Annotated in this window: 11 protein-coding genes; 7 read left to right on the forward strand and 4 right to left on the reverse strand. The window is 44.0% G+C overall.

Annotated features, from left to right (window positions below):
• Positions 1 to 52: 52 nt before the first annotated feature.
• The 4 genes from AAHJ11_RS16490 to AAHJ11_RS16505 form a co-directional block, all read right to left on the reverse strand.
• Positions 53 to 1,513 (reverse strand): catalase, encoded by a 1,461-nt coding sequence (locus AAHJ11_RS16490; protein ID WP_074707835.1) that lies wholly within the window; start codon positions 1,511 to 1,513, stop codon positions 53 to 55.
• Between the two features lie 262 nt (positions 1,514 to 1,775).
• Positions 1,776 to 3,110: an NADP-specific glutamate dehydrogenase gene (locus AAHJ11_RS16495; protein ID WP_074707838.1), complete on the reverse strand. Its 1,335-nt coding sequence runs from the start codon at positions 3,108 to 3,110 to the stop codon at positions 1,776 to 1,778.
• Positions 3,111 to 3,357: 247 nt separating this feature from the next.
• Positions 3,358 to 3,534 carry a hypothetical protein gene (locus AAHJ11_RS16500; protein ID WP_004297674.1) on the reverse strand — a complete coding sequence of 59 codons (177 nt, stop codon included), beginning with the start codon at positions 3,532 to 3,534 and terminating at the stop codon, positions 3,358 to 3,360.
• Positions 3,531 to 5,822, reverse strand: coding sequence for an NADP-dependent malic enzyme (locus AAHJ11_RS16505; RefSeq protein ID WP_074707841.1), 2,292 nt, complete (start codon positions 5,820 to 5,822; stop codon positions 3,531 to 3,533). Before AAHJ11_RS16505 ends, AAHJ11_RS16500 begins: the two co-directional genes overlap by 4 nt.
• A 269-nt stretch (positions 5,823 to 6,091) precedes the next feature.
• Between AAHJ11_RS16505 and AAHJ11_RS16510 the strand changes: the two genes are divergently transcribed.
• The 7 genes from AAHJ11_RS16510 (at position 6,092) to AAHJ11_RS16540 (ending at position 18,319) form a co-directional block, all read left to right on the forward strand.
• Positions 6,092 to 6,658: an RNA polymerase sigma factor gene (locus AAHJ11_RS16510; RefSeq protein WP_074707844.1), complete on the forward strand. Its 567-nt coding sequence runs from the start codon at positions 6,092 to 6,094 to the stop codon at positions 6,656 to 6,658.
• A gap of 97 nt (positions 6,659 to 6,755) precedes the next feature.
• Positions 6,756 to 7,751, forward strand: a complete 996-nt coding sequence (locus AAHJ11_RS16515; protein WP_074707846.1) for a FecR family protein — start codon at positions 6,756 to 6,758, stop codon at positions 7,749 to 7,751.
• A gap of 225 nt (positions 7,752 to 7,976) precedes the next feature.
• Positions 7,977 to 11,219 (forward strand): TonB-dependent receptor, encoded by a 3,243-nt coding sequence (locus AAHJ11_RS16520; RefSeq protein ID WP_217721666.1) that lies wholly within the window; start codon positions 7,977 to 7,979, stop codon positions 11,217 to 11,219.
• An 11-nt stretch (positions 11,220 to 11,230) separates the two neighbouring features.
• A complete protein-coding gene (locus AAHJ11_RS16525; RefSeq protein ID WP_074707851.1) occupies positions 11,231 to 12,706 on the forward strand; it encodes a RagB/SusD family nutrient uptake outer membrane protein in 1,476 nt (491 codons plus the stop codon).
• 33 nt (positions 12,707 to 12,739) lie between these two features.
• On the forward strand, positions 12,740 to 14,122 hold the full coding sequence (locus AAHJ11_RS16530) for a DUF5016 domain-containing protein (protein ID WP_413579858.1): 1,383 nt from the start codon (positions 12,740 to 12,742) through the stop codon (positions 14,120 to 14,122).
• Positions 14,123 to 14,159: 37 nt separating this feature from the next.
• On the forward strand, positions 14,160 to 16,670 hold the full coding sequence (locus AAHJ11_RS16535) for a family 20 glycosylhydrolase (RefSeq protein ID WP_413579859.1): 2,511 nt from the start codon (positions 14,160 to 14,162) through the stop codon (positions 16,668 to 16,670).
• A gap of 20 nt (positions 16,671 to 16,690) precedes the next feature.
• Positions 16,691 to 18,319 carry a beta-N-acetylhexosaminidase gene (locus tag AAHJ11_RS16540; RefSeq protein ID WP_074707859.1) on the forward strand — a complete coding sequence of 543 codons (1,629 nt, stop codon included), beginning with the start codon at positions 16,691 to 16,693 and terminating at the stop codon, positions 18,317 to 18,319.
• The last annotated feature ends 11 nt before the right edge of the window (positions 18,320 to 18,330 follow it).

The following is an 18,330-nucleotide window of genomic DNA, read 5'->3' on the forward strand; positions in this document are numbered from 1 at the left end:
GTTTTGATTCATAAAAAAAGAGGCTATTACAAGCCTCTTTTTTATGAATCTTTTATTCTTTCAAAGCCTCTTGCAAATCAATTCCCAACGCTTTGGCAACACCTGTTCCGTATGCAGGATCAGCCTTATAACAGTTGCGCACATGACGTTGTTTGATAAACAATTCGGAGTCTCCCATGGCACGAGCTGTGTTTTCGAACAATAATTGTTGTTCTTCAGCCGGCATCAATCGGAATAAGTCACCCGGTTGGCTATAATAATCATCGTCATATTCCCGTTCGTTGTAGTTGTAAACTTCACCGGTAACTTTGAGTGGCGGTTCTTTCATGTCAGGAGAATCCTGCCATTCGCCGTAACTGTTCGGTTCATATCCTTTGGTAGCACCGTAATTACCATCTACGCGCATAGCACCGTCACGATGATAGGCGTGGAAAGGACAACGAGGTTTGTTGACCGGAATTTGTTCTGCATTCACTCCTAGACGATAACGCTGTGCGTCGCCATAAGAGAATAAACGACCTTGTAACATTTTGTCGGGAGACAGACCAATACCGTCTACAATATTCATCGGGTTGAAGGCAGCTTGTTCCACTTCAGCAAAATAATTTTCAGGGTTACGGTTCAGTTCAAGGATGCCGACATCTTGTAGAGGGAAATCTTTGTGAGGCCACACTTTAGTCAGGTCAAACGGGTTGATGCGGTAGTTGTCCGCTTCTTCCTCCGTCATTAACTGAATTTGGAATAACCATTTTGGGTAATCCCCTTTCTCGATACTCTCGAAAAGGTCGCGTTGATGAGATTCACGGTCTTTGGCAACAATTGCTTCTGCTTCCTGATCTGTTAGGTTCTTGATGCCTTGCAAAGTACGAAGATGGAATTTAACCCAGATACGTTGATTTTCTGCATTGATAAAACTATAGGTGTGACTGCCGAAACCGTGCATGTGGCGATATGAATAAGGAATACCGCGAGGACTCATAGTAATGGTAACTTGATGCAGAGCTTCAGGCAAAAGTGTCCAGAAATCCCAGTTGCTGTTCGGGCTACGCATATTCGTTTTCGGATCCCGTTTGATGGCATGGTTCAGATCCGGAAACTTAAGCGGATCACGTAAGAAGAATACAGGAGTGTTGTTGCCCACCAAATCCCAGTTACCTTCTTCCGTATAAAATTTCATGGCGAAACCTCGGATGTCACGTTCTGCATCAGCAGCTCCACGCTCTCCGGCTACAGTAGAGAAGCGGACAAAACATTCTGTTTGCTTTCCGACTTTACTGAAAATTGCTGCACGGGTATATTGGGTAATGTCATGAGTAACGGTAAAAGTACCGTAAGCTCCCGAACCTTTAGCGTGCATACGTCTTTCCGGAATAACTTCACGATCAAAATGGGCAAGCTTTTCAATAAGCCAAGGGTCTTGTAACATTACAGGTCCGCGTTGACCTGCAGTTTGCGAATTCTGATTGTCGGCGATGGGACGCCCGTTCGCTGCAGTAAGTTTTTTCTTTTCCATAAAATAGATTCTTTTTAGTCGGAAGTAAAGTATAAACAAACCGTAGTTTTTCATTCTTTTATTCCGGAGTTTATAATATATAACAAAGATAGGCTTCTTTTGCTCGCTTGTCAAACAGATAATTTCTATCTAAAGATAGAGAATAACTATGAATTGTGTACGTATTGCCTGTTATTTATTTTTCTACATAAAAAAACTCCCGCACTTCCTTTCGGAAGACGGGAGTTTTTAAATAAACTATAGCTTATATTTCTTTTGCTGATTATACGATACCTTGTGCCATCATTGCTTTAGCAACCTTCATGAATCCGGCTACGTTAGCACCCTTCACATAGTTTACGTATCCGTCAGCTTCTGTACCGTACTGAACGCAAGCTTCGTGGATATTCTTCATGATACTCTTCAGTTTTTCGTCTACTTCTTCAGCACTCCAACTTAATTTGATAGAGTTTTGAGTCATCTCAAGACCTGATACTGATACACCACCGGCGTTAGCAGCTTTACCCGGAGCATAAAGGATTTTTGCATCCTGGAATACTTTGATAGCTTCCGGAGTAGAAGGCATGTTGGCACCTTCAGATACTGCGATACAGCCGTTTGCTACCAACTGACGGGCGTGGTCACCGTTCAATTCATTTTGAGTAGCAGAAGGAAGAGCAATATCACATTTCTCACCCCAAGGTTTAGCTCCTTCTACATATTTACAACCATATTTTTCTGCATATTCACGGATACGGCCACGATACAGATTCTTCAGTTCCATGATGTAATCCAGTTTTTCACGGTCGATACCGTCCGGGTCGTAGATATAACCGTCAGAGTCAGAGCAAGTAACTACTTTGCCACCTAGTTCGATTACTTTTTCGATTGTATATTGAGCAACGTTACCAGAACCAGAAACCAGACAAACTTTACCTTTCAAGTCAGTGCCTTTTCTCTTTAGCATTTCCATCAGGAAGTAGATATTACCATAACCGGTAGCTTCCGGACGAATCAGTGAACCGCCGAATTCGCGGCCTTTACCTGTGAATGTTCCGGTAAATTCATGAGCCAGTTTCTTATACATACCGAACATGAAACCTACTTCGCGGCCACCAACACCGATATCACCGGCAGGAACGTCAGTTTCAGGACCGATGTGACGCCACAGTTCCAGCATGAATGCCTGTACGAAACGCATTACTTCGGCATTTGACTTTCCACGAGGAGAGAAGTCGGAACCACCTTTACCACCACCCATTGGCAGAGTAGTCAGCGAGTTTTTGAATGTTTGTTCAAAGGCAAGGAATTTCAAGATAGAAAGGTTCACAGATGCGTGGAAACGGATACCGCCTTTGTAAGGGCCGATTGCGTTGTTATGCTGAACACGGTAACCCATATTGGTTTGAATATTACCTTTATCGTCCATCCAAGTCACGCGGAACTGGAATACTCTATCAGGAATACACAAACGTTCGATCAAGTTTACTTTATCAAACTCCGGATGTTTGTTGTATTCTTCTTCAATCGTAGAAAGTACTTCTTCTACTGCTTGATGATATTCCGGTTCATTGGGAAATCTTCTTTTCAGATCGTCTAATACCTTTGCTGCATTCATAATCTTTTTTTTCTTTAATTGGTTGATATAAATAAAGTGCTAATTTGACAATTTGCTAATATACCGTTTGACTATGTGCTTTTGTGCTATATAGCAGATTTGCACATCTGCATATGGGTACATCGGATATTTATTTTCGGTTGCAAAAGTAAAGATAAAAATTGAACTGGCAAACATTTTATAAAGAAAAATGCGATAAAACATCAAATTTGATATTTTATCGCATTAAAAGTAGGAAAAAAGATATTTATTTGTTCTTTTTGATCGACTTATAGACAGGAATAAATACTAATGCTGCCGAAATGCCAAGCATTACTACTGTCATTCCGTCAATTCGTTCGGCTTTTGTCAGAACTAGATAGCAAAGCGCCAACCAAAGCAGGCTGATGCAAACTATTTGTGATTTGGATAACGGACGTTTCATTTACCTGCTCTTTTCTTTTTGTCAACGATGGCGTCGATCACGGCTACAGCTGTGATATTGACAATGTCGCGGACGGAGCTTTCGAAATCGGTGAAATGAATAGGTTTGTTCAATCCCATCTGGATAGGGCCGATGAATTCCGTATCCGGATCCATTGCTTGCAATAGCTTGTAACCGGCGTTTGCTGAACTCAAATTCGGGAAAATCAATGTATTTACATCTTTGCCTTTCAGGCGGGTAAACGGATATTTGGTATCACGCAATTCGCGGTTCATGGCAAAGTTAACCTGCATTTCACCGTCGATAGCCAGTTCCGGATATTCTTCCTGCATATGGGCAACAGCTTCGTGCACTTTTACAGGGCTACCTGCGGTATCAGCACCGAAGTTGGAGTATGACAACATGGAAATAACCGGCGTGTGATTGAAGAAACGAACTGTTTTATCAGACAGTTTAGCGATGTCAATCAATGTTTCCGTATCCGGGTGGCGGTTAATCAGTGTGTCTGCCAGGAAGTAAGTACCTTTCTTGGAGTTCAGGATATGCATTGTTCCGAAGTGTTTGAAGCCCGGTTGGATGCCGATTACTTCTTTGGCCACTTTGATCGTATTGCTATATCTTGTATAAAGTCCGGTGATGAAAGCATCCGCATCTCCGGTTTCCACCATCATCATACCGAAGTAGTTGCGTTCGAACATCTTATCGTTGGCTTCTTCATAGGTAAAGCCTTCGCGTGCACGTTTTTCTGCAAGAATACGTGAGTAACGTTCGCGGCGTTCCGATTCGTCCGGGTGACGGAGATTGACGATTTCAATACCTTCCAGACTAAGATCCATTTCTTCTGCCAGTTTTCCGATAGCTTCGTCGTTTCCTAATAAGATAGGATGGCAGATACCTTCGGCTTTCGCTTCAACGGCAGCTTTCAGCATATTCGGATGGATACCTTCGGCAAATACGACACGTTGCGGTGAACGACGGGCTGTATCATATAGTTGGCGAGTCAGTTTGGACTCATAACCCATCAATTCGCGCAGATGAACACAATAAGCATCCCAGTCTTTGATTTCAGTGCGAGCCACTCCGCTTTCCATAGCAGCTTTTGCCACTGCACAGGAAACCTCAGTGATGAGGCGTGGATCTACCGGTTTCGGGATAAAGTATTCCGCACCGAAAGAGAGGTTGTTCACGTGGTATGCCGCATTGACTACATCGGGTACCGGCTGTTTTGCCAGGTTAGCGATAGCGTGTACGGCTGCAATCTTCATTTCTTCGTTGATAGCTTTAGCGTGAGTATCCAAAGCGCCGCGGAAGATATACGGGAAACCGATTACATTATTAATCTGGTTTGGATAGTCGGAACGTCCGGTAGCCATCAGTACGTCAGGACGTGCTGCCATGGCGTCTTCGTAAGAGATTTCCGGTGTCGGGTTAGCCAATGCGAACACGATCGGCATCGGAGCCATGCTGCGCACCATATCCTGGCTTAACACGTTTCCTTTCGACAGGCCGAGGAATACATCTGCACCTTTGATGGCTTCTTCCAGCGTGTGAATATCCGTGCGGTCGGTTGCAAAAAATCTTTTCTGTTCGTTCAGATCCGTGCGCGCTTTGCTGATAACACCTTTACTATCCAGCATGACGATGTTTTCGAGACGTGCTCCCAGTGACACATACAATTTAGTACAAGATACGGCAGATGCACCTGCACCGTTCACAACGATTTTTACATCTTCGATTTTCTTTCCGGCCACTTGCAGGGCATTCACCAAACCGGCACTGGAGATAATAGCAGTACCGTGCTGGTCGTCGTGCATGACAGGAATATCCAGTTCTTCTTTCAGGCGACGTTCGATTTCAAAACATTCAGGAGCTTTGATGTCTTCCAGGTTGATACCTCCGAAAGTAGGAGCAATAGCTTTTACTGCAGCAATGAATTTCTCCGGATCTTTTTCATCCACTTCGATGTCGAAAACGTCGATACCCGCGTAAATTTTGAAAAGCAGACCTTTACCTTCCATTACAGGTTTACCGCTCAATGCACCTATATCACCCAGTCCGAGTACGGCTGTACCGTTGGAAATAACAGCCACCAGATTACCTTTAGCTGTATATTTATACGCATCCTGCGGATTCTTCTCTATTTCGAGACAAGGTTCTGCTACACCGGGAGAATATGCGAGTGATAAGTCGGTTTGTGTACTGTAAGGTTTGGTAGGCACTACCTCAATCTTACCGGGTTTGCCCTGTGAATGATAGAGCAAAGCGGCTTCTTTCGTTATTTTAGCCATGGTATTTATGAAATTTGTTAATAAGTTATCATTTGACCGCAAATGTAGGAATAAAAGTTCGAAATTGTAGCTGTTGATTAATAATTTCTATTAATTTTATAGCAAAATGGCTGAATTTATGATATGATATGTCAAGGATGTGTTTTTGTATTCTATTCCCTTTTAAATGCTATGATATTGATTTATTGAAATTTTAACAAGTGCTTTGGTTGTCGGTTTTAGTTATTTCGCTATTTTTGAATCGATATATGATTTAACCTTATTTTATAATGATTACCACCCAGCAACTCCAATTGTTGAAAGAAGGAAATAAAAATGCTTTTGAAGCATTGTATCGTGGATACAGTGCTCGCATTTACAATTTTGTCCTTTCTATGGTGAGCAATGCCGGGGTGGCGAAAGATATCACACAAGATATTTTTCTCCATATCTGGGAGAAGCGGCTTAATATCAATCTGGAAGGTAACTTTGACGGCTATCTTTTTAAAATATCCCAAAATATGGTATATCATTATGTGAGACGCGAACTTCTGCTTCAAAATTATGTAGACAAGCTTTCGGATGAGTCATCTGACGAATCCGTAGAGATAGACGAAGAACTGGATTATTTGTTTTTGGAAGAATATATCCTGAAACTTTTAGAAGAATTGCCTCCAGCACGCCGGGAAGTTTTTATGCTTTACTGGAAATCAGGGTTGAACTATCGTGAGATAGCCGACCAGTTGAATATCTCGGAAAAGACTGTTGCCACACAGGTGCACCGTTCTTTGGATTTCTTGCGTGACAAATTGGGAATAATTGCTTTTTCAGTCTCTCTCTTCTTACACGATATCTAATGTGAAAGCTTTAATAAAAGTTAATATCCGAATTATTTCGATTTCTCTGTAGTCCTTTTCTGTCTCTCAAGACTAGTATAAATAGAACAGGAAAATTATGGAGCAACACGATTACATAGTACTATTGGAAAAATTCTTCAAGAAGGAGGCCTCTTCTGAAGAAAGAAGGATACTTATTGAATGGATTCGTAAACCGGGAATTCGTGATGAGTTTAATCTGCTTTGCGAGCAAATGTGGAAAGAAGCAGCCGTCGAAATCGATAGGACAGTGGAAGAAGAAATGTGGAACCATCTGCAGAGGAATTTGGATGAATCCAAGATACTGTCTCCGAAGAAACGGCGCTGGCAACCTATTATATATAAGGTGGCAGCCACCATCTTATTACCGGTTTGTTTAGGACTGGCCGCTTACTTTGGGGTAGAACATATGAATAAGGTGTCACAGGACCCTTTCATGGTGGCAGTCGATTATGGACAGAAAGCGAATCTGACTTTGCCTGATGGAACGAAAGTCTGGTTAAATTCGGCCACTCATCTTTCTTATGATGCGGAGTACAACAAATCCGACCGGAAAATCTATTTGGATGGAGAAGCCTATTTCGAAGTGGCGAAAAACAAAGAAAAACGTTTTATCGTCTGCTGCAATGATCTGGAGATAGAAGCGTTGGGAACTACCTTTGATGTGAAAGGTTATCGTGACGATCATTCTGTCACGACACTGCTGGCAGAAGGAAGCGTCAAGGTTTCTAATAAAACGGATGCTACCTTGTTGAAACCCGGAGAAAAGGTAGAATACCATAAGAACAAGCAGACATTTACTAAATCGGCAATCTCGGATATGCGTGAAATCGACTTTTGGCGGAACAATATGTTGATTTTTAATTCATCATCTTTAGCGGAGATCGCGACTACGCTGGAGCGGATGTACGGAGTGAAAGTCGTGTTTGACTCCGAAAAACTGAAGAACGTGCTATTTTCCGGAACCATCCGGAATAGCAGCTTGCATAATGTATTTTATATTATAAGCCTTACTTATCCTTTAACCTATGAGTTAGAAGGAGATACGGTGAGAATAGGAAGTAGTATTAACTAAAAAAGACGATTTATGGAAGACACCTCATAAAAAACAAAGAGGGTAGAATTATGTAGCAGCATAATTCCACCCCGAAATCAAATACGGTTTATACATGATAGTAAAAAAGAGTTTTTCCTTATACGGATAAGGGAAAGGGAATCCTTTTTGCTTCACGATTTTACAAAGATAATAAAAAGTCTAATTTTCAGACTTATATTTTAAAGAATTTAAAGCTAATTACTAATGAGAAAACAATTACATATCATATTCAGGCTTGTTATGTTTAGTTGTATCTTGCTGTTTGTGTCTCAAGAGGTAAGTGCGCAGATCACTTTCTCTGTGAAGAATCAGACGATACGTCAGACGATACGAGTGATTGAAAAGAAGGCCGATTACAGCTTCTTTTATACAGATAAGCTTCCCGGATTGGACCGAAAAATTTCATTGACAGTGAGCAATGAAAGTATTGATACGGTTTTAGAAAAAGTTTTCAAAGGATCATCTATTAGTTATAAAATAGAATCGGGTAAGCAAGTGGTGCTTACTCTGAAGAGTGAACAGAACGCCCCTCAGAAAGGCGATAAGAAAACAATCACAGGTGTTGTTGCCGACCGGAGGGGAGAACCTTTGATTGGTGTCACGGTGAGAGTGGAAGGAGAGAATATTGGAACTGCTACCGATATAGACGGTCGTTTTTCTTTGGAAGCTCCTGTGGGGGCAAAGGTCAATTTCTCCTATATCGGTTATGTTTCCCAGTCTCATACGGTCAATAAGCAGAATGTATATAATGTGTCATTGAGTGAAGATTCGCAGGTACTGGAAGAGGTAGTCGTGGTGGGATATGGTTCTATGAGACGGAAAGATATCACTACTGCGGTATCTGTCGTTTCCACGGCAGACATTGAAGAACGTCCGATCATGACAGCTGCACAGGCTATTCAGGGAAAAGCGGCCGGCATTCAAGTCGTGCAGCCGTCGGGTATGCCGGGTTCCGGAGTGACGATCCGGGTGAGAGGAGCCACTTCGGTACAGGCGTCTAATGAACCGCTGTATGTGGTGGACGGTTTGCCGTCAGATGATATATCGAATATCAGTCCGAATGATATTGAAAGTATGCAAATTCTGAAAGATGCCTCATCGGCTGCTATTTACGGAGCACGTGCGGCAAACGGAGTAGTGTTGATTACGACTAAAAGAGGAAAGATCGGTGCACCACAAGTGAAAATGAGTGCTTATGTAGGTTTCTCTAAATTAGGAAAAAAAATAGATGCGTTGAATACGGAGCAATATAAAGACTTGATGAAAGACTTGAAAGCTGTTTCGGATGTTGCCCCCAACATCCCCGAAAGTGAAACGCGCTATGTGGACTGGACTGATTTATTCTTCGGTACGGGTGTCAATCAAAACTACCAGTTGTCTGTGGCAAATGGAACCGAGAAACTGCAATATTTTGTTTCCGGAGGTTATTCCGATGAACAGGGTATCGTGGAGAAAGCACACTTCAACCGGTATAATTTCCGTGCAAACTTGGATAGCGAGCAGACCAAATGGTTAAAAATGGCACTCAATTTTGCATATTCGCATACAGGCGGACAATGGGTGAACGAAAGCCGCAGTTCTTTGCGTGCCGGTTCCATCTTGTCCGTTGTGAATACTCCTCCGTTTATGCAGAAGTGGAACCCGTATGATCCGAACGAATATGACGAACAGGCTTACGGTGCACGCATCTTGAATCCGCTGGCTGCCAATGCGGCAGACAGTAACACGAATACAGATCATATAAATGGCTCACTCGGCTTCACGGTTGACATACTCAAAGGACTGAAGTTTAAAACGACTTTCGGCATTGAACTGACCAATGAACATTGGGACTACTATCTGGACCCGATTTCAACTTCGGACGGACGGGGTACAAAAGGACGTGTGGAAGAGAGTTTCTCACGAAACTTCGAATGGCTTTTTGAAAACTTACTGACTTATGATTGTTCATTCAACAAACATAACTTTTCCATTTTGGGAGGAGCTACTCAGCAGCGTGCACAATATAACGGTTCGTGGATGGCAGGTTTCGACCTGGCAGAGTCTTATCCCGATATTCATTCCATCAGTGCCGCCAACCAGTTGGATAAGGATGCTTGCGGTTCTTCTGCTTCCGCATGGACGCTGGCCTCTTTTCTGGGTCGTGTAGCCTACAATTACGACAGCCGTTATTTGCTGACGGTTAACTTCCGTGCAGACGGTTCTTCCCGTTTTGCTCCGGGACATCGTTGGGGTACTTTCCCTTCTGTTTCCGCAGGCTGGAGAATTTCAGGTGAAAAGTTCATGCAACCTTTGCAGGACATTGTTACCGACCTGAAACTACGTGCCGGATGGGGTATGAACGGTAACCAGGGCGGTTTTGGAAACTACGCTTACATGGCTTCTATGAGCGTCAGTAAACTGCCCGTTTCGGAGGGAAACTTATATCCGGGGCTTGCCATTAAACCCGGTTCGGCAGCCAATAAAGAACTGACCTGGGAAAAAACAAGCCAATGGAATCTGGGACTTGACCTGACCATGTTTGATTCCCGCTTATCCTTCTCGGTAGATGCTTACTACAAGAAGACCACCGATTTGCTATTGACAGTCAGCCTGCCGGAGAATGTAGTGCCGAGCAGTGTGACAAGAAATGACGGTGAGATGGTGAATAAAGGTATGGAGTTCACTCTCTCTTCCCAGAATTTTAAAGGTAACTTCCAGTGGAATACCGATTTCAATATATCTTTCAACCGGAATAAGCTGACGAAGCTCGGCTTGAATAAAGTCTATTATTATGCTGAAATGTACGAATCCAAGGAGAAAGCCGTCATCCTGAAAGAAGGGCTTCCGTTGGGAACATTCTTTGGTTACATATCAGAAGGTGTTGATCCGGAAACCGGAGATATTATCTATCGTGACTTGAATGGTAACGGTTTTATCGATCCGGAAGATCGTACCACTTTGGGAAATGCCCAACCTAAGTTTATTTACGGTATGACGAATACATTCTCGTATGCCGGTTTCGACCTGTCTGTATTTTTGCAGGGAAGTCAGGGCAATAAGATTTTTAACGCGTCGCGTATTGATATGGAAGGCATGACAGACTTTAGAAACCAGTCGGTTCGTGTGTTGGATCGTTGGAAACGACCGGGTATGATTACCAATGTCCCCCGCGTTGGTAATACAGAGAATAATCATAACTCCTCCCGTTTTGTAGAAGATGGATCTTATCTGCGCCTGAAAACAGTCACTTTATCCTATAGTTTTCCTAAGAGATGGTTGAATAAGATACATCTGTCCAGATTGCAGGCTTACGTCACCGGACAGAATCTCTTCACACTGACAAAATACAAAGGATACGATCCTGAAGTAAATGCTTTTGGCGGAGACTCCGTTGCTCAAGGAGTGGACTATGGTACTTATCCTCAATCGAGGGCGGTAATTTTTGGTTTGAATGTTGAATTTTAATAGCTGCGAAAATGAAAAACATAATAAAGTTAGCGTATGTCGTACTCTGTACATTAGTCGTTTCATGCAGTAGTTTCCTGGATGAGAAACCGCAATCGGATTTTATGCAGGAAGGTACCGGAACGGAAGATCAGGAGTCTAAATATGGAAGTCTGGCAGATGCACAGGCCGAGTTGCAGGGTGCGTATGAGAGTTTTAAAGCAGATATATTCCAGTCGGAAAATTATACCATTGGAGATGTGCAGTCCGATAATTGTTATATCGGCGGAGACGGTGTGGCCGAACAGGAGTTTGATTTGTTGAAACTGACCTCTACCAATTATAAAGTAGAACTGGTCTGGTCGCAGTATTATTCGATGGCCGGTACCGCCACCAGTGTGATTGAAAATACGAAGATGATGGACCCTGCCTCTACCGTAGCAGAAGAACGTAATCGTGTCATTGCAGAAGCCAAGTTCTTGCGAGCATGGGCGTATTTTGATATTGTCCGTTTATGGGGTGATGCTCCGATGGTGCTGGATTTGATTCCAACCATTACAGCCGAAAATCTCGATAAATGGTATCCGGTGATGTATCCGGAACGTTCTGCTGCAGATAAGATATATGACCAGATTCTGGACGACCTGAATGAAGAAAATACCATTCGTTATCTGGTAAGCAAGAATAAAGGTATTTTCCAGGCAACCAAGGGAGCAGCCTATGCTTTACGTGCCAAAGTGCTCGCAACGAGAGGGGAGAAATCAACACGCGACTATACCAAAGTGGTTGAGGCTTGCGACAAAGTAATAGCAGAAGGCTATACGCTGGTCGGCAATTTTGACGAGTTGTGGCAACCCGACAAGAAATTTTCTTCAGAAAGCATCTTCGAAGTCTATTACACCTCCGATGCTCCGAATTGGGCTTACTGGGTATTGCTGAAAGAAGATGACGGATCAGTAACCTGGCGACGTTATTGTACGCCTACTCATGATCTGGTTGCTAAATTCGACAAAGAGAAAGATACCCGTTATGCATCCAGTATTCTTTGGAAATCGGTGCCTTATGATACCTATTGGCCAGCAGACAGTTACCCGTTGTCTTATAAAATTCGCGAGAAGACTTCCAATATCATTTTGATGCGGTTGGCAGACATACTGCTGTTGAAAGCCGAAGCATTGGTAGAGTTGGACCGCACCCCGGAAGCCATCCGGATTGTGAACAGCATTAGAGAACGTGCCGGTTTTGCCCCTTCTTCTTTAGATGAAAATATGGGGCAGGCCAGAGGACGCCTGGCGGTAGAGAACGAACGCCAATTAGAACTGTATATGGAAGGTCAGCGCTGGTTCGACTTGGTGCGTAATAATCGTTTGTTGGAAGTGATGCAGAAACATAAAGACAAAGACGGCAGATTGCTGTTTGCAGGTTTGCAGGCTTTCCGGCAGTTGTGGCCGATTCCTCAAGGAGAGAAAGATAAGAACACCAATCTGACTCAAAATGAAGGCTATTAATGAAAAGAGGAACGTAAAACTTTAAAAGAAAAAATGATGAAACACAATAATCTGTTTTTATGGCTGCTGGGGCTGACTGTTTGTTGGCTGGCTTCATGCAGCGAAGAAGAGGGCCGGGTGACGTATCCATATTCGTGTCCCGAAATATCGGAACTGCAATTCTCGACTACCGATCAGACACCTGCTGCCGATTCCCTTTACTTTTCTGTGAAGATTCACGACCCGCAGACTCCTTTGTCTACGCTGGAAGTGAAATTAATGACAGGTGAGATTTTGGTCAGTTCGCAGTCGATCCGTACGAAAGGCACTGATGTCTCGATTGTTGAAAAAGGGATTTATATCCCGTTTGAAGCCGGACTTGAAGAGAATCAGGAAGCGAAGGTGATTCTGACAGCCATTAATGTGGAAGGTAGTGAAGTCACTCAAACATTTGATTTCCATATAACCCGTCCACAGATTCCCGAAGTGCTTTATCTTCACTATAACGGTGAGGTGGTAGAAATGAACCGGAGTGAGGACAATCCTTACCTGTACCTCACGGAAGTTTCCGATTCGGAAGAGGGTTATCCGATGGAACTATCCGGAAAGATCTCTACCGCAGCATCATTGGACGATGCAAAACTGATTTGGGGAGCTGCCGAAGCAAGCAATACGGCAGTCCTTATTGAAGCGTCGGGACCTAGCTTTGCTTTTGATTACCGGGATTGGTTTGTCGAACAAATCACTTTCAATGTGATGACTTTTGAATTGGGAGTAGTCGGCTACCAAAAGAACCTGAAAATTAAAGAAACCGAGTTGATAGCCAGTGAGGGATTTTTCCGTGCACAGATTAGCTTTACGCAGGGTGAAGAGTTCGAAATGAGTGGATTTGAAGATGTGGAACACGCTTACAATCGCGACTTCTTTAGCTATAATCCGGATAATGGCAAGTTTACCTTCTTGCGCAAATCAGGAACCTGGGAGATTTATTATTCTTCTAAGTATAATTATATCTGGGTGGCACGGATGGGTGATACGGCTCCCACTTGCTTCTGGCTGGTAGGACACGGATTTACATGCGCACCCGTCTGGAATGAAGCATATAATAGTGGAGGCTGGAATTTGGAAGACATATCACAGTTAGGATATATTGTGCCAATCGGTGAACAGAAATACCAGACCACCGTGTATTTGAGTAACACTCATGAATGGGAATCCTTCGAAATTGAAATTTACAGCGATTTGCAATGGAATAAAGATAAAGGCATGCTACTGCAAGAAGGTTCTTTGTCCGGCGACACGGATGGAATCGAACTGTCTGCTTCCAATGGAATAACAAGTGGAAACGGTTTCGTTCCCGGTTATTATCGCCTGACTTTCGATGCTTCGCAAGGAGTGGGCAAAGAAACTTTGCACATCGAACGATTGAGTGATTAATGCCTAAAAGAATGATATATAGAAAACAGGAAAGCCTATGAGAAATATGCTATATGCAATATGGGGAAGTCTGTACCTTCTGCTGGTCATTTCCGGTTGTAAATCGACTGACGGGGCGAAAGCCCCCGTGTCATTGACTTGGGAGATGGGAGCTGTGGAAGTGCAACCCGGCTACTATGAGAATTCATTTGTCCTGAAGAACATATCGGATGCTCCTTTAGGAAAGGATTGGATCATCTATTATTCGCAGCTACCTCGTGAGATTCTGCAGGAAGAGTCTGCTTCGGTCAAAGTGGAAGTGGTGAATGCGAACTTCTTCCGGATGTATCCGGCAGAAAATTTCCAACCATTGGCTCCGGGAGATTCGCTGACCGTGACATTCTGTTGTACCAACGGATTGAAAAAGCTGTCACATGCTCCTGAAGGCACTTACTGGGTGAGCCAGTCAGGCGGCAAGCAAGGTACTCCCTTGCCTGTCGGACTGACCATCCGGCCGCTGCAAGGAATGGAGACAGAAGACTGGTATCCCGCGCCGGATAAGGTATACGCTTCGAATTTGGCGTTGGAGACTACAGCCCAGTTGCAGCAAACTGATATTTTCCCGTCAGTGAAAGAAGCGTTTCCGGCTACCGGCAAAGAGGGTTTTATTATAGAAAATAAAGTAAAACTGACTTTCCATCCCGATTTTGCCAACGAAGCAGGATTATTGAAAGAAAAGCTGGCAACCATCCACGGTCTGGAAGTCGTTTCCGAAGCACCGGTAACGGTTCATCTGGATTATTTGCCGGAACGGGGAACAGCAGTGAACGATGAATATTACCGGATTGATACGGGAAACGGGCTGATAAATATTTCAGCTTCCACTTCACATGGCATTTTCAATGGGACGCAAACCTTGCTCTCCCTGTTGAAAGGTCAGGAAAAGCCGTTTCGCTTGGAAGCCTTCTCCATCCGTGATTATCCCGACTTGCCGTATCGCGGGCAAATGCTGGATATTGCCAGGAACTTTACGACTGTTGAACATCTGAAAAAGCTGGTAGATGTAATATCTTCTTATAAACTGAACGTACTGCATTTCCATTTTTCGGATGACGAAGGCTGGCGTCTGGAGATTCCCGGCCTGGAAGAATTGACCTCGGTCGGCGCACGCCGGGGACATACCACGGATGAACTGGAATGTTTATATCCGGGCTACGATGGCAACTATGATCCGTCTGCAGCTACCTCCGGCAACGGATATTACACCCGTGAAGAATTTATCGATTTACTGCGTTATGCAGCTCAAAGGCATGTACGTGTGATTCCGGAGATTGAGTCTCCGGGTCATGCCCGTGCAGCAATCGTGTCCATGAAAGCGCGCTATCATAAATTTATGAATACTGCCCCCGAAAAGGCCGACGAATATTTATTAAGTGACGTACAAGACACTTCCCGCTATGTTTCCGCGCAGTCTTATACGGATAATGTCATGAATGTAGCATTGCCTTCTACATACCGGTTTATGGAAAAAGTGGTTCGTGAGTTGATAGCCATGTATGAGGAAGCGGAGGTACCTTTGACTACGATTCATTTAGGTGGTGATGAAGTACCCGAAGGAGCCTGGATGGGTTCTCCTGTCTGCCGGGCGTTTATGGATGAACACGGGATGACAAGTGCCCACGAACTGTCTGAATACTATATTACGAAGATGGCAGACTATCTGCAACAACATCATTTGCAATTTAGCGGCTGGCAGGAAGTAGCGTTGGGACATCCGGAAACAACCGATCGGCATTTGAATCAACTTGCAGCAGGAGTGTATTGTTGGAATACGGTTCCTGAATGGGAAGCGGATGAAATACCTTACCAGATAGCCAACAAAGGATATCCGGTGATTCTCTGCAACGTGAACAATTTCTATCTGGATTTGGCCTATGACGCTCATCCTGACGAAAGAGGTCTCTCGTGGGCGGGATATGTCGACGAGTCCAAAGGTTTCTCCATGCTTCCATATAGCATTTATCGTTCTTCACGTACCGATATGGCAGGCAATCCGGTCGATCCGGACATCGCAGGAAAGGGAAAAACGACTTTGACCGCTTTCGGAAAGGAACATATCCAGGGAGTGCAGGCACAATTATTTGCTGAAACCATCCGTGATTTTGAAGGGGTGGAATATTACACCTTCCCTAAAATCCTCGGATTGGTGGAACGCGGTTGGAACGCTTTTCCCGCCTGGAGCACTTTGGCAGGAGAGAAAGAACGTCAGGCTTACAATAAAGAACTGGGCCTGTTCTACTCCAAAGTGAGTGAGAAAGAAATGCCTCACTGGGCGTCCCGAAGTATCAATTTCCGTTTACCTCATCCCGGACTTTGCATCAAAGAAGGGCAACTCCACGCCAGTACTCCTATCCGGGGAGGCGAAATACGCTATACGACCGATGGCACGGAACCGACCCTTCATTCGGAACTTTGGAAAGCTCCCGTAGCCTGTGATGCTTCCGTTGTGAAAGCGAAACTGTTTTATTTAAATAAAGAGAGTGTGACAAGCACTCTCAAAGTAGATTAATCCACAAAAGTAGATAAGTTATGAACTATGATAAAATAAAAAGAACCGGAATATTATTCTTGTTGGGAATAGGTGCGATCACATCGTTGTCGTGCAATGATAATGATAACGGCGGCTATCCGGAGCGAGTGCCCACCCGCCTGTCAGTGATGCCTTTGCCGGAAAGAGTCGATTATAAAGAATCGGTTGTCTCTCTTCCGCAGAATGTGACTGTCAGCCAGAACATTCCGGCTTCTACGTCTCAACTGCTGAAATCCACCCTGGAAGAGAAACTTTCTCTTTCCGTCAGTGATGCCTCCAACGATCGTGCCTTTATCCGTGTGAAACAGGAATCGGATCTGGCAAAAGAGGCTTATCGGCTCACTGTTACCAAAGAGGGAGCCTGCATTTATTATTCAACGGAAACCGGACTTCTCTGGGGAATCCAGACATTGAGACAGGCGCTCGAACAAGCAAACTTCTTCACTTCCGGAAGTGCTAAATATCTTCCGATGGTCGATATAAAAGATGCTCCCAAATATGATTGGCGCGGATTTCATATCGATGTAGTCCGCCACATGTTTACGGTTGATTATCTGAAAAAGGTGATAGACTGTTTGTCGTTCTACAAGATAAACAAGCTCCACTTGCATCTGACAGACGATCAGGGCTGGCGCATTGAAGTGAAAAAATACCCGTTGCTGACGCAGGAAGGCAGCTGGCGCGACTTCGACGAATATGACAAGAGATGCGTAGAACTTTCCCAACAGGATTATAACTATGAGATAGATCCCCGTTTCGTGAGAAATGGTTCTCAATATGGTGGTCATTATACGCAGGAAGAGATGAAAGGTTTGGTAAGTTATGCGTTGGAAAGAGGTATCGATATTGTCCCTGAAATTGACATGCCAGGTCATTTCTCGGCGGCTATCAAAGTCTATCCCGAGTTGTCGTGCACGGGAGAAGCCGGATGGGGAGAAGAATTCTCTTATCCTATCTGTCCCTCTCGTCCGGAGAACTATCAGTTTGTGCAGTCCATCATTGATGAGATGGTCGAGATTTTCCCTTCGGAATATTTCCATATCGGAGCAGATGAAGTGGAGAAAGATAACTGGGAACAGTGTGAAGTCTGTCAGCGATTGATGCAGCAGGAAGGTTATCAGAAAGTGGATGAACTGCAAAACCGTTTTGTGAAGATCATGACGAGCTATGTGAAGGGTAAAGGCAAGAAAGTGATGGGATGGGACGATGCTTTTCTTGAAAAAGAACCGCAGGATTTGATTTATACGTATTGGCGTGACTGGCTGCCCGATCAGCCGGGAAAGATTACCCAGAAAGGTTATCCGATTATATTCATGGAATGGTCCCGTTTCTATTTGAGCGCAACGCCTTCGGACGAAGGATTAAGCTCTTTGTATAACTTCGAGTTCGAACCCCAGTTTCCCGGCATCGTGAAGCAAAATGTATTAGGCTTCCAGGCTTGTGTATGGACGGAGATGATTCCTAATGAGCGGAAGTTCGGTCAGCACGTGTTTCCCTCTCTTCAAGCATTTTCGGAGTTGGCGTGGGGAAGTAGCCGTAATTGGATTGACTTTACCAATCGCCTGAAATGGCATGTTAAATGGTTGAATGCGAATGGATTCTATTTCACCAAACCGGGATTTCTTTAATCCCGGTACAC

The sequence above is a fragment of the Bacteroides sp. 90-K9/2 genome (genome assembly GCF_047310725.1).
GTDB classification, from domain to species: domain Bacteria; phylum Bacteroidota; class Bacteroidia; order Bacteroidales; family Bacteroidaceae; genus Bacteroides; species Bacteroides vicugnae.

Bases quoted from the DNA above. Each gene is read 5' to 3' on its own strand.
- AAHJ11_RS16540 (WP_074707859.1), top strand. From the start codon at position 16,691: ATGAACTATGATAAAATAAAAAGAACCGGAATATTATTCTTGTTGGGA.
- AAHJ11_RS16490 (WP_074707835.1), bottom strand. From the start codon at position 1,513: ATGGAAAAGAAAAAACTTACTGCAGCGAACGGGCGTCCCATCGCCGAC.
- AAHJ11_RS16535 (WP_413579859.1), top strand. From the start codon at position 14,160: ATGAGAAATATGCTATATGCAATATGGGGAAGTCTGTACCTTCTGCTG.
- AAHJ11_RS16500 (WP_004297674.1), bottom strand. From the start codon at position 3,534: ATGAAACGTCCGTTATCCAAATCACAAATAGTTTGCATCAGCCTGCTT.
- AAHJ11_RS16515 (WP_074707846.1), top strand. From the start codon at position 6,756: ATGGAGCAACACGATTACATAGTACTATTGGAAAAATTCTTCAAGAAG.
- AAHJ11_RS16530 (WP_413579858.1), top strand. From the start codon at position 12,740: ATGATGAAACACAATAATCTGTTTTTATGGCTGCTGGGGCTGACTGTT.
- AAHJ11_RS16510 (WP_074707844.1), top strand. From the start codon at position 6,092: ATGATTACCACCCAGCAACTCCAATTGTTGAAAGAAGGAAATAAAAAT.
- AAHJ11_RS16525 (WP_074707851.1), top strand. From the start codon at position 11,231: ATGAAAAACATAATAAAGTTAGCGTATGTCGTACTCTGTACATTAGTC.
- AAHJ11_RS16505 (WP_074707841.1), bottom strand. From the start codon at position 5,822: ATGGCTAAAATAACGAAAGAAGCCGCTTTGCTCTATCATTCACAGGGC.
- AAHJ11_RS16495 (WP_074707838.1), bottom strand. From the start codon at position 3,110: ATGAATGCAGCAAAGGTATTAGACGATCTGAAAAGAAGATTTCCCAAT.
- AAHJ11_RS16520 (WP_217721666.1), top strand. From the start codon at position 7,977: ATGAGAAAACAATTACATATCATATTCAGGCTTGTTATGTTTAGTTGT.